This is a genomic window from Paracidovorax sp. MALMAid1276, from assembly GCF_049198005.1.
Classification (GTDB): domain Bacteria; phylum Pseudomonadota; class Gammaproteobacteria; order Burkholderiales; family Burkholderiaceae_C; genus Acidovorax.
Window position 1 is genome coordinate 1 of sequence record NZ_JBMIRS010000121.1, and the last position, 12,324, is coordinate 12,324.

Genomic DNA, 12,324 nt, shown 5'->3' on the forward strand with positions numbered 1-12,324 from the left:
ACGCTGAACAAGTCCCTCGCGCGCCGCGCATCCCCGCTTTGGGCGGCCTGCCGCGTTGCAAATGCTCGCAATAGCTACGGCTATTGCTGCGCTCTGCACCTTGCAGTCCATCCCAAACCGGTGCACGCGCCATCGCGGGGACTTATTCAGCATCGCCTTGAACGCGCATCTTCCTGACGCGCCGCGCACAGCCTTTGACGCCGCCGGGCCAGCGCCAGGGCGCGGCGCGCCGCACCATCAAGGCCTTGTTTCACTTCGCTACCGCAAGGAGCCTTCCGATGTCTTTCCGTTTTTCGCGCCCCCTCAGTGCCCTGGCTGCCGCCGCTTCGTTGGGCCTTGCACTGTCCGCCCCCGCCCAGGCCCAGGCCTTCACCCTCACCAGCCCCGACTTTGCCGAAGGCAGCACGCTGCCCCAGCGTTTCGAGTTCAAGGGCTTTGGCTGCGCGGGTGACAACCAGTCCCCCGCCCTGCGCTGGAGCGGCGCGCCCGCGGGCACGCAGAGCTATGCCATCACCGCCTACGACCCTGACGCGCCCACCGGCTCGGGCTGGTGGCACTGGTCGGTGGTCAACATTCCCGCCAGCGTGACGGAGCTGCGGCCCGACGCGGGGGCGGCCGGTGGTGCCAAGCTGCCAGCAGGCGCCAGCCATGTGCGCATCGACTACGGCGTGGCCGCCTGGGGCGGCACCTGCCCGCCCGAAGGCGATGCCCCGCACCGCTACATCTTCACGGTGCATGCGCTCAAGGTGCCGCGCCTGGACCTGCCCGCCGACGCTACGGCGGCCCTGGCCGGCTACATGATCAACGCCCATAGCTTGGGCAAGGCCACGCTCACGGCGCGCTACGGGCGCCCTGCGGCCAAAGGCAGCAAGCAGCCGTGACGGCGCGGGGTGGTGTGGCGTGATGTTTTAAGCTCGGCGGTCCTCACCCAACGCAGCACAGGCCCACCCCATGCGCAGCCCCCGCGAACGAGCCCTCTGGTCCATCCTGGCCGTACTGGTGCTGGCCGCCGCGGCCGCTGCATGGTGGACCGCCGAGCAGTGGCTGCCCCACCTGGGCCCGTGGACCGAGCGCGCCTACAGCGCCATCACCCGCCCCGGCCCCGCAAGCCTGCCGCCCGGCAAGCAGCCGCCCGCCGCCCAGGCCCGCGCGCCGCACGGTGGGGCCTCGGCCCCGCTGGCCCCCGAGCCGCGCAAATGCGTGCACGGCGATGGCCGCACCACGTACACCGACGGGCCCTGCCCCCAGGGCAGCCGCGAACGGCCGGTGGATGGCGCGGTGACATCGTTGCCACGCGCGCCGTAGTGCGCGGGGTGATGACCCTGAGCGCGGGCCCGCGTCCGCGCCCGTGCTGCCGGTGACCGCAGGTGGTCGCTGGCCGTCGGCCCAGGGTGCCTCCGTGCGACACCTGCTGCGGACTTTCTGAGCTAGGCTTGGCGCACTTCGAACCCCGCCCTCTGTCACGCATGTCCGCCCCTACACCCGCCCCCACCCGTTCCCTGCCCCTGTCGGGCGCCACCAACTTTCGCGACCTGGGCGGCTACGTCGGCCACGGCGGGCGGCAGGTGAAGTGGCGGCGCATCTTCCGCTCTGACCACCTGGCCGGACTCACGGCCCAGGACCAGGCCCTGCTGGCCGAGCTGGGCGTGGTGCGCGCGGTGGACTTTCGCGGCAAGGCCGAAAGCGCCGCCCATGCCTATGCCCTGCCCGGCGTGGCCTACCACCCGCTGCACATCGAGCCCACCGTGGTGCAGCGTGCGCTGGAGCTGCAGCGCACCGGCCGCCAGCTCACCGCGCAAGACGCCGTGGGCCTGATGCAGGACACCTACCGTGGCTTTGTGCACGACAACGCCCCGCGGTTTGCCGAGCTGTTCCGCCTGCTGCTGGCCAGCGACGCGCCCATGGTGTTCCACTGCACCGCGGGCAAGGACCGCACCGGTTTTGCCGCCGCCCTCATCCTGATGGCCCTGGGCGTGCCACGCGACGTGGTGATGGACGACTACCTGCTCACCAACAGCCTCTACCGCCGCCCCGCCGGCATGGGCAGCCACGCCCCGGAGGAGGTGCTGGCAGTGCTGTGGCGCGTGCAGCAGGAGTTTCTGGATGCGGCGCTGCACATGGTCGACAACGACTTTGGCGACGTGCAGGCGTATCTGGTGGACGTGTTGGGGGTGGATGCGGCGGCGCAGAAGGAGCTGGCGGGGCGGTATCTGCAGGCAGAGTAAGACACGTTCAGGTCAAAGGCGTGCAAAGGTCGCCAAAGTCTGCGCACAAGTGGTTTCCACTGTCACGTTTTGCGGCTATGCGGCATTCCTAGAATTCGGTCGCCCCAAACGCCTGAACAAGCCCCGACAGGTGTGTTGTGCCGCTTTGCCAGCAAACGAATGTCATACATCTACGACAACCCAGAGTCCTTGGCCAAGCAACCGCTCGTGGGCACACACCACTGCGTTGCACTTGTGAAGCACTACGCCAAAGCGCCTGCCGCATCGCTCTGGAGAGAAGGGGCGTCTGTGAAAGGCAACATGTTGCTCAAAAAGGGGACTGCCATCGCAACGTTCGTCCACGGAAAGTACCCCAACCAAGGCAGTGGCAATCATGCGGCGTTGTATGTGTCCCAGGATGCATCGGGAGTCACGGTTGTCGATCAATGGTCCGGCAGCGGCACGATCCGCTTGCGTCGCTTGATGTTTCTCGGAAAGGACAAAACGGGGAAGTATGTGGACCCCAGCAACAATGGCGACGCTTTTTCGGTGGTGGAGTAATCGGTATGACGATTAAATTTGGCCTGAGTCTTTTACTGATTGTTTTGAGCGCGAGCGGCGCCGCCATCGCGCAAGAGGCCCCAGGCAACGCAGCGTCCCCCAAGGCAATCGCTTGCCCACCATCGATCCAGGTCCAACAGACGCCCTTGCCCGCCCTTGCTTCAGATTGGCAAACCCGCAGCAGCAACGACACCCATCCTCTTGCCAATATTTCCTTCTACGCGGGGCCACCGGAGGAGATGGCCCAACTAGCGCCCAGCAGCACGCAGCGCAAAGGCAAGACGCTCACCTCGCGGTGGCAGTTCGCTCCGACCGACCGCGTTTACTGGGTGGCTTGTGAATATGCCGGGACATCGGCCATCGTGACCAGGCCGCTCGACAAAAGCATTGCGTCTTGTGTTGCCGAGCACGACATGAACAGCTCGCCACCGGTGCTTCAACGATGGAGCTGCCACGGAGGGCCGGCGGGGTAGCAGGCTGTTCAAACGCCTACCAGCGACTTCAAAAGCGGCGGCCCTTCGAGATTTCTGAGAAATCCCCTACAGGCCGTTTTGTGGATTCGAGCTTTTGTGACAAGTGTCTGCAAATCAGCATTTCAACAGTGCTCTCAACCGCTATATGAGTTGCAAGCTGCGGGCAGTAGCAGAGCATGCCCATGAATTTACGGAATGACCATCGCAGAGCAGGCGCGTGCCATATTTAGATTTGCAAAATCTTGATATGGCAAAGAAATTTACCTTTCTTCTCATTGGTATTGCTTTGTTTTTGGGTGCATGGCTTTTCTTGGGGCTTGATCGCTACGTTGGGGATCATGAAGTGGGGAGTGGATGGAATCTGTTTATAAAGGCGAAGCCAACTTTTCAATTGATTTTTAAGAATCCTGCGCAATATACGCTCGATCGCGATTCTTTTGATTCACTTGATCATGCGAGAAAAATCCAATTCTTGGAGTATTGTGGTATCCGACATAGAATTCGCGATCCGTATCTTTGCGAGGAATATATTGAAGGAATTCGGATTAAGTAGCAGCACGAGTAATGCCATTTAATGAGGTTCATCGTGCACGCTGTGGATGACAGAAATCCATGGAAATTGACTTCTCTATCAAGCCAAAGTTTGGCACGATCATGCTAAAATTTGGCAATGTCTGTCGCCTCCGCGTTTCTCACTGACCGCCAAGCTCGGCTGTTCGCCTGGCTGTTTGGTCAACCGACGCGCAGCTTTCACCTCAGTGAGTTGCGCCGCCTGACCGGGTTGGGAAGCGCGTCGGTACAAAGCGAACTCAATCGATTGACCGAGGCCGGTTTGCTGGTGTCAGAACGTGTGGGAAATCTGCGCAGCTTCCAGGCCAATGCCGATAGCCCTATTTTTAGTGAACTGGTATCCCTCACGCACAAGACGTTGGGGTTGGTGCCCGCATTGAGCGACGCATTGACCACACTAGTCCCACGCTTGTTGGCCGCGTGTGTGTTCGGTTCGGTGGCTTCGCACACTGACACCGTCAAGAGTGATGTGGATGTGATGCTGGTTGGCAATGGCATCACCTTGGGCGAAGTGCTGGAGCGACTGGAGCCCCTGGAGCAACAGTGGGGCCGCAAGATCAATCCCACCATGTACTCCGAACAAGAATTTCTCAAGCGTCGGGCCGAGCCTGACTCGTTCGTCAACCGCGTGCTGTCGCGCCCCACCCTGGCACTGATCGGAGACATGAATGGGCTCGCCGAACCCCGACGCGCTGGATAACTTGGTGCGCATCGGCCAGCTCAAGGCCGAGCCGCGCAACGACGCAGAAGTGCGGCGCATGCTGGCCATGGCCCAAACCCGCTGGGTCGACGCGCAACTGGCCCATGTGTCGCAAGAAGGCCGCTTCACCAGCGCTTACAACGCGGCCCATGTCGCCGCACTCGCGGCGTTGCGCTGGCATGGCTACCGCAGCGAAAACCGGTTTACCGTATTCCAGTGCCTGGCCCACACCGTGAACTGGTCGCCCGCGCGCTGGCGGGTGCTGGACGCCGCCCACCAAAAGCGCAACCTCGCTGAGTACGAAGGCTACCTGGAGGTCGAGGAATCCACCATTGCCGAGATGGTCACACTGGCTGCACAGCTCATTGCCGATGTGCGGGCGCTGACTGGGCTAGGCAAGATTTGACACGGCAGGTCTGCAAAATCCTGGTGAATTTGCTCCTGAATTGATAGCTGTTGGCACTTGCAAATAAAGCGCTACAGGCCAAATTGACCTGATTAGGTACCTATCTCAGACAGACCCGTTCGCCCTTAGCCTGTCGAAGGGCTGCTGGCAAAGGGCGCCCTGGCTTCGACAAGCTCAGCCCGAACGGATGGGGGCAGGCATCTGAGGCATGTACATAGTCAGGCAAATTGATGTAAATAACTGCTGCAAGACACTGACACGCAGTCAGCAGCACGCAGTCAGCAGCACGCACGAACGCCCCGCCCTGAGTAGCGCCTGCGCAACTCGCGCCAAGACAGCCAACCCACGATCGACAGGTTCAGCAGATTCCACACCATGCCGTTCGAAAACGCTGCGCGGTAGCTGCCCGTCAGGTCAAAGATCCAGCCCGACATCCAGCCCCCCAGCGCCATGCCGATCAGCGTGGCCATGATCACTGCAAAATGGCAAAAACAGCGCAAGCCCCACGCCCTGCAGCGCCGAGCCCAGCAGCAACGTGCGCACGCCACCAATGCGGTCGCAGATCACGCCCGACACCAGGCGGCTGACGATGCCGCACGCCAGCATCAGCGACAGCATTTCGGCCCCGTGCGCCGCGCCAAAACCCAGGTCGGTGCAATAGGCCACGATGTGCACCTTTATAGTAGTACTCAATTTTTAGTACTTCTATCTAAACCACATCAGAAATAGCCATGGGGAAATACAACTTCAAAGTGGTCGAACCGAGATCCGCTGAACTGGAGAAAGCTGGGTTTGGTCGAGTCGCACGTCTCCCCTTCATCCTTGACTCTCGCCCTGGAATCCACAGGGACGGCTCTGAGTACCTTGTTGAACGGGGTCTGGGAACGTGGAACCCGTCGCGCCCAGGAGAAGTGGGAAATCGCCCATCTGAAAAAAGCATTCGGAACTACGCCAGTTGGCTTTGCAACTTCCTTGAGTGGTGCGAAACGCGGGGCGTTAACCCCATGAATGCCAACTATGTGGATCACATCAATGGTGACTACCAAACTGAGTTGGTTGCAGGCCTTTGGGGATCGACGGGACGACCATTGAGTCCCAAGACGGTAAATCGGTATGTCGACGTGGCTACGGACTTCGTTGAATGGATGGCTGCAAAAGGGAAGCGCCCGCCCGTTGTGGTTCCACTTGTCACCCGGTCATTGCGCTCACAGAGGGCAAGTGCAACAGGAGACCCTCGTTTGCGGACTCACCAAGTTCGGAAGGGTAGAGTTAGAGAGGCACCGAGTGAGCTTCGAATGCCAACCGATTTCGAGGTGGATAGTTGGCTGGAGTCGATTTACGTTGAAAAGGGACGTACTTTCGGGCTCATGTGCGAAACGGTACTGATGACTGCGGTTCGGCGACAGGAAGTTGCGTCCTGGCGTGTTGATACGCTTCCCGTCGATCCAGCAGACTGGCTAATCGTGAATCCGACGGCTGACATCAAACATCAAATGGTGGCGGTGAGCCTCCGTTATGGCACGAAAGGTCGCGACTACGGACATGACCATGGCGACAAGATTGGCCCGAAGCGAACGATCAAGATCCCACTTCATTTAGCTGAGAAGCTACATACTTATCGCACTCGCGTGCGCCCTCGACTGCTTCAAAAATGGGTCGCACAAGCTCGTGGTCTTAAAGCTCAGCGCGAAAGGCTGGACAACTCTGTCCATCTTTTCCTGAACCCGGAAGGTGTGCGGCAATCTGTCTCGGGCTTCTACAACGCGTGGAAATCTGGAAAACTTCCCTACAAAGAGTGGTCGCCACACCTAGGCAGGCATTGGTGGTCCTGTTCAACCCTAATGCAAGAAATTGGCGCCGGGCGAAAGCATCAAGAGTTGACGTGCGAGGGGCAAGGCACGCTGACAGCTATTTTGCTAACGGAGTTAATTCAACTGAAGATAGTTCCGCAGCTTGGTCACATCAGCAGTGACACGACCAGGCTGTATGTTCAGTGGGTCAGCGATCAACTCGGCGAAGCCCTGCCAGAACGCTATCAAGCCGCGATGCTTGACGAATCGGAGGATGAGTCGTGACCCTTCGCAAGGTTTCTAAGGATCATCAAACGCCACGACTTGCGGAACTTGCACTCGTTGATTCGCGGGGATACCTCCAACATACGGGAAGCCCACTAAAGTTCTGGACTCAACATGCTACCAAGCCCTTCCTTGTTGATCTTACCGACCTAGAGGTAGGCCAGGAAAGACCTAAGAAGCCTGGTCTAGAAGATCGGTGGCTAGGTAGCTACAGTGGGCGCCCGTCACTGATTCATGAATTGCTGCCTGCGATCCAAGAAAAACTAATGTGGGCAAGCGAGAAGACTTGCAGAGGATGCGTTGCAGATCTGAAGCTCTGGTGGCGCCTGTTTGACGAGATGGAGACAACGACCAATACCCCTGAGTTAGTCTTTGCACCCACGAAGAGCGTCACGGATCTCACGCATCTGCACCAACAATTGGCTGTGCAGCGATTCTCCCCTGGAACATTTTCTGCGTTCAGATCGATTGCGGATATGACGCGCCGTGCCAAAGGTATGAGTCCGCTTGCTTGGAACGGACCTGAATCGCTTAAACCATCGCGAGAGATACCAACGCCGGCGCAGTCGCGCGCCGTTTTCACTTGCATCAAGCGGGAGTGGTTTAAGGCAATCGATCGATGGAATCTAGTAGATGACATGCTCGCGGGAAATCGCGCGCCCGCAAGTGAAGGGCAAGCGAATTTACTGCTCAATGCAGAGTTTGCAGGCCCTTTATTTGCATCGGGAACTATCACCACGGAGGCAATCAAGAAACATTGGGAGCACAAAACGGGGAGATCCGGTCGAACATTGTGGCGGGATGGATTGGCAATCGAAACGATGTTTGCAGCTTTCTTTCCGACAGCCTTTGAAATCAAGATGGGTTTTCACCTCGCACTAATAGGTGGGGGCTGGAATGTCCAAACGCTTCTCGATCTACCGGTGGACGCCGACACATCCATTCCTGAGTGCATGCCCTTTCTTCGTAATCATCCGAGGGATGCAAGCCGTTACATCATTACAGGCTACAAAGCGAGAAGCGTATCCGACCAAATAATGCATGGTGACTGGAAAACAGACCGCTCTCCAGGGAAGGTTATTCGTACACTTGTCGAAAGGACTTGGCCTTTGCGGCAAGAGCTTGTTCGGAGTCTCCGTGTCGCGGAAATAACCCTCAGCGAGCTGATAGCTACGCATGCTGACGTCGCGTCCGTCACAGAAGCTCGTATCGTGGTTCTAGAGCTTCAGCGCAAATCAAGGAGTATTTGGCTTTATAGGGCAAAAGGTTCTATCGAAGCGCTCAATGCCGAGACCTACGATAAGTATGAACGGAACACTCCCATTCTGCGCATTATTGTTGAGCGCGTAAACGAGCACCGCACTCCCAATGAGGCGCCAATCCCCAGGGTGAACGCCAGTGACTTTCGAGATATCTTCGCTGAGTACGTGTATCGCATTTCAGGGGGGTCGGTCCTAGCGGTTCAAAAGGCGCTTGGCCATCGCTCGCCCTTCACGACCGCAAGATATCTTGACAACAAAATTGTCAATGCGGAAAGCGCTCGCACCTTTGTAGCCTACACCGACGAGATGTGGAACATGTGTTTCTCCTCCGGACAACTTGACCACACAGTTCTGCGACAAATCATCGAACGAGAGCAAATCACCCCCGAGCAACATTTGCGTCTTGCAGAGTACCGGAAACTGAAGAAGAGCAGGATAGGGGTCAGTTGCAAGGATCCAACCAGTCCGCCCGCACGCCTAGACCCCCAATTCAAGCCTAACGGACGAACACTGTGCACAGTGCAGCGATGCACTTTGTGCTTAGAAAATGCGGTGATAGCGCCAGAATCGCTGGACGGGCTCGCAATGCGACTGGCCGAACTGAGGGCCCTCCGCACGCAAACGCCGATTGAGCATTTCTACCGAGGTGAGGAGATCTCCTGGCAGACCGAGATGGAGAACACGGAAACAGCTTTACTGGGTTTCCATCCGAGTGCTGTTGAATCTGCGCTCAGCAAGTGGGTGCAGCGGATTGAAGAAGGTGAGCACCGCGTTCCTGAGTTCAACGGTGATTCGATAAAAAATAGTTCTTCGTATGGCTAAACGTGTTGTCCAGGAGGAAGCATTTAAGGCTTTCGAAGCGAAGTCAAGCCACGTGCTTGCGCAGCACGCTGCCGAAAGTATTCAGCACATGAGTCAAGCCGAACTACAACGCTTGAAGTCGCTGCTCGGACACGGCGAAGAGTGGACAACTTGGTCGACTCCGCGGGAATGGTTCCCCAGTGGCTCTAGGTCCTCATGGGAAGTTCGTATAAAAGAACGCTTGGTAGCGAACTTGCCTAGTGAGTTGAGGTCCTTGATGCACTCAACGCTGAACGATTGTGAATCTAAGTCACTTCTGGAAGACCTGTTAGACCGAGCGGTTCTAGCTTGCAATCGATACTTTGTGCTCTGCCGCATCGGTCCTGTCCATTTAGGCAATGGACGCAATAGTTTAGACCCATCTGTGATAGCGCAAAACGCACACCAGAGCATTCCATTTCTTGCTGCGGTTGGTATCAGCAAGGCGATGGCAGGTGTCGGCGAAGGCCGCAAACCGATGCCCGAAGAAGAGAAATTGCGTTTTCTACCCTTGATCTTTGCGTCTGTCTCCAAGGACGATGTGAACGCAATGCCGCTCTCAGCTTCAACAAAGCAGGTTGTGTTCGCAGAGATGAAACGGATGCATGCAGCTTCCACTCGTGGCCTATGGATGGATGCTCCACATAGCGGAGTAGACATAAAGAAATCGACACGAGTATCAGGCAAAGCAGAAGCTACTCAGCCAGAAATCCTACGAGCGCCGCATCTACCGTTACCAGACAACTACTTGTGCGAGATCGGGCAGAGATCGCATTGGATTATTGAGCATCTAGGCCCAAACATCCTACGCGTCCTATCGGATTTTCAGGACCTTTGGCAGGAGGCACATGATCTCAAGTTAGACGTTCGTACTTTGAGCGAACGATGTGCCGCAGCCCTTAAGGCGCAAGTCTGGATAGACGCTCACGGGCAGCCAATTGACCAACTGCCCTTTGAGCTCAACCTGAGCCAGAGAGGGGCACATAGCAAGAAGGTGCCTCCATCAAAGGTCACGCTGCCGCACGAGCAAGAACAATATTGCGTCAATGAAAAGAAGCGAACCGAGATATGGCCGCCTCGGGGCGCCGCCCAACTTTTCGGCTTAGCTAAGGTGCTGCAAGGGGCACACCTTTTTGTTGTGGGTTTATCTACTGGAACTCGTATTGGGGAACTGTTGACCATGGAACGCGGTGCTATCCACCATGCGCCCAATGGCACCGCATTCGCAAATGGCCGCACATTTAAGCTTGTGCGTCGCCATGACGGGCAATTACGCGATTGGCCGCTTCCAAAGTTTGCTGAGAGTGCGATTTTGCAGCAAGCCCAACTCATATCTTTGTTGGAGCGCTTGTCACCCTTGAGCCACATACGCCCATTTGTTGGCCCATCGGAAGTACCAGCAGGAACAAATCTCTGGTCATGCTGGGGAAAGCGAAATCAGCCGGCAACGGCCCAGATATTACAAGCACTTCTAAGAGACTACTCAGCTGCGCTGTGCCTGGACGCCAGACCAGGCGGGCAAGGCCTTCGGCCTCACAGGTTGAGAAAATCGCTGGCTCGACTTGTGGCACTCGCGATCGTCCAAGCGCCAAAAATCTTGCAGGATGTCTTTGGACATGAGCACATTGAGATGACTATTTATTACATCTTGACCGATGTAGCTCTTTCCGAGGAGATTGATGAGATAGTGCGTGAGCTCCGAGTCATCCGCTGTGCCGATGACTTGTCGAGCTTCCTGCTAAGCGACGATGCTGGAACGTCAGAGATTGAGCCGCCGCAAAGCGGCAGCTTGTCGAGAGATGGCTATGGTGGAAAGGCGGCTGCAACGATTCGCCGTGCAGTTGCTGAGCACGGCCAACAGCTACACCAGAGCGCAAAGGACTGGGGAGCTAAAGACATTAGGGACTTGGCGGAGGTGCTGACGCTGGGGGGGACAACATGGAATCTCGTCCGACCGGGAGTATTGTGTACAAAGGCATTGACGCAGTTTGGCCCTTGTAACAAAAAGCGCGGGCATGCAGATCCAGCCAACTGCCAAACCTCGTGCGATTACCGACTTGAGCAGGCCTGGTTGCGAAATGATGTTGATCGCTGCATTTCGCAGGCACTGGAGCACTGGGAGTTCGAGACCAAGAGTGGGAAGGAACTTATTGCCGAGTATTGGGCAGGCCAGGTTCGAATGCATCTGGGTCGTTTTGCGGATCTAGAGCAGAAGTGGCGGGAAGATCCTCGAGTCCAAATCGTATGCGGTTCGGAAAGACTATGCGAAGCATGAAAAAGAAAGCATCTTCGAAGTTTTCGGATGCAGCGAAAGACCAGATTCGAGCTAGCGCTGTTGCGCAAGGCGAGCGGCGTCGCGATGCGGTTGTGGTGAAGGTCACTGAGGCCATGCGAACTATCGAACAGGAAATCAAAGCGAACCAAGGCTTGTATCCTTCGAATGGTGGAGCATTGAATCTCAATGAGCTTGTGCGCCGGTCAGGTATTGGGCCAAAAACGCTCTTCGCAGCCAGCTACAAGGACACGTTTAAAAGTAGGGTCGTGGACCCTTGGCTACTGAACATAAAGGGGGTTGAGGCCGGTTCAAGGCGTGAGGCGAAGAGAGGGGCTGCTCAGCGAGTTTCGGAATGGCGAGAGTTGTACGGTGATTTACTGACGGCCTATCGCATCAGTGAGCTCGACTGGCAAGAGGCACGTCGTTTGCGCGCGGAGGCTGAAGAGAGAGTGCAGCAACTATTGGCCGAGAACGATGAGCTCCGACGGAAGATCAACCAGCTGAAAAAAGGGAATGTGGCTGAGTTTCCCCGGAGAGCCGTAAAGAACGAGTAATCGCGGGCCTGTCATAAACTTTGTGTGTGAGGCATAGCATGTCGACAAGGAGCATGAATGCCACGCAAGACGAAGACGAGCGCAGTAGCGCACAAGGCGGCGCAGCCGCAGTTCTCGGCCGCAGCGCTTGAACAATTGATTCCCGGACCGGTGACGCCGGCCGAGCTTGAGAACATCTTTCAGCAGTTCAAGAAGGCGGTGCTGGAGCGTGCGCTTGGCGCCGAGATGAGCCACCACTTGGGCTATGTGCCCGGCCAGGCCAAACCCGAAGGAACGCCGGCCAATCACCGCAATGGCAAGAGCGCCAAGACCGTTCTCACCGATGCCGGTGCACTGCACATAGACGTGCCCCGTGACCGCGAAGGCAGCTTCGAGCCGCAGATCGTCGGCAAGCACGAACTGTT

The 12,324-nt window shown here is 57.5% G+C and carries 12 protein-coding genes and 2 pseudogenes; 13 read left to right on the forward strand and 1 reads right to left on the reverse strand.

Features of this window, described 5'->3' with window-relative positions; translation table 11 throughout:
* Positions 1 to 278 precede the first annotated feature (278 nt).
* The 8 genes from ACOQFS_RS08480 (at position 279) to ACOQFS_RS08515 (ending at position 4,914) form a co-directional block, all read left to right on the forward strand.
* A complete protein-coding gene (locus ACOQFS_RS08480) occupies positions 279 to 881 on the forward strand; it encodes a YbhB/YbcL family Raf kinase inhibitor-like protein (RefSeq protein WP_421562461.1) in 603 nt (200 codons plus the stop codon).
* Positions 882 to 951: 70 nt separating this feature from the next.
* A complete protein-coding gene (locus ACOQFS_RS08485) occupies positions 952 to 1,305 on the forward strand; it encodes a DUF4124 domain-containing protein (protein ID WP_421562462.1) in 354 nt (117 codons plus the stop codon).
* Between the two features lie 161 nt (positions 1,306 to 1,466).
* Positions 1,467 to 2,225, forward strand: coding sequence for a tyrosine-protein phosphatase (locus ACOQFS_RS08490; protein ID WP_421562463.1), 759 nt, complete (start codon positions 1,467 to 1,469; stop codon positions 2,223 to 2,225).
* A 159-nt stretch (positions 2,226 to 2,384) separates the two neighbouring features.
* Positions 2,385 to 2,765 carry a BPSL0067 family protein gene (locus tag ACOQFS_RS08495; RefSeq protein WP_421562464.1) on the forward strand — a complete coding sequence of 127 codons (381 nt, stop codon included), beginning with the start codon at positions 2,385 to 2,387 and terminating at the stop codon, positions 2,763 to 2,765.
* Positions 2,766 to 2,770: 5 nt separating this feature from the next.
* Entirely contained in the window at positions 2,771 to 3,238 is a 468-nt protein-coding gene (locus ACOQFS_RS08500) for an STY0301 family protein (protein ID WP_421562465.1), read from the forward strand.
* A gap of 247 nt (positions 3,239 to 3,485) precedes the next feature.
* Complete coding sequence (locus ACOQFS_RS08505; protein ID WP_421562466.1) at positions 3,486 to 3,791, forward strand: hypothetical protein; 306 nt, start codon at positions 3,486 to 3,488, stop codon at positions 3,789 to 3,791.
* Between the two features lie 117 nt (positions 3,792 to 3,908).
* Positions 3,909 to 4,508, forward strand: coding sequence for a transcriptional regulator (locus tag ACOQFS_RS08510; protein ID WP_421562467.1), 600 nt, complete (start codon positions 3,909 to 3,911; stop codon positions 4,506 to 4,508).
* Positions 4,477 to 4,914, forward strand: a complete 438-nt coding sequence (locus ACOQFS_RS08515) for a hypothetical protein (RefSeq protein ID WP_421562468.1) — start codon at positions 4,477 to 4,479, stop codon at positions 4,912 to 4,914. The genes ACOQFS_RS08510 and ACOQFS_RS08515 overlap by 32 nt, the downstream gene beginning before the upstream one ends.
* Before the next feature lie 278 nt (positions 4,915 to 5,192).
* On the opposite strand, the pseudogene ACOQFS_RS08520 reads toward ACOQFS_RS08515, so the two are convergent.
* Positions 5,193 to 5,592, reverse strand: a pseudogene (locus ACOQFS_RS08520) (MFS transporter); the annotation flags it as partial.
* 617 nt (positions 5,593 to 6,209) lie between these two features.
* On the opposite strand from ACOQFS_RS08520, the gene ACOQFS_RS08525 reads away from it, so the two are divergent.
* The 5 genes and pseudogenes from ACOQFS_RS08525 to ACOQFS_RS08545 all read left to right on the forward strand — a co-directional run.
* Positions 6,210 to 6,989, forward strand: coding sequence for a site-specific integrase (locus tag ACOQFS_RS08525; RefSeq protein WP_156445284.1), 780 nt, complete (start codon positions 6,210 to 6,212; stop codon positions 6,987 to 6,989).
* On the forward strand, positions 6,986 to 9,073 hold the full coding sequence (locus ACOQFS_RS08530; RefSeq protein ID WP_156445283.1) for a hypothetical protein: 2,088 nt from the start codon (positions 6,986 to 6,988) through the stop codon (positions 9,071 to 9,073). The genes ACOQFS_RS08525 and ACOQFS_RS08530 overlap by 4 nt, the downstream gene beginning before the upstream one ends.
* Positions 9,074 to 9,476: 403 nt before the next feature.
* A complete protein-coding gene (locus ACOQFS_RS08535) occupies positions 9,477 to 11,366 on the forward strand; it encodes a site-specific integrase (protein ID WP_421562469.1) in 1,890 nt (629 codons plus the stop codon).
* A complete protein-coding gene (locus ACOQFS_RS08540; protein ID WP_066788631.1) occupies positions 11,363 to 11,920 on the forward strand; it encodes a hypothetical protein in 558 nt (185 codons plus the stop codon). The genes ACOQFS_RS08535 and ACOQFS_RS08540 overlap by 4 nt, the downstream gene beginning before the upstream one ends.
* A 57-nt stretch (positions 11,921 to 11,977) precedes the next feature.
* Positions 11,978 to 12,319 (forward strand): annotated as a pseudogene (locus tag ACOQFS_RS08545) (transposase); the annotation flags it as partial.
* Positions 12,320 to 12,324: the final 5 nt, after the last annotated feature.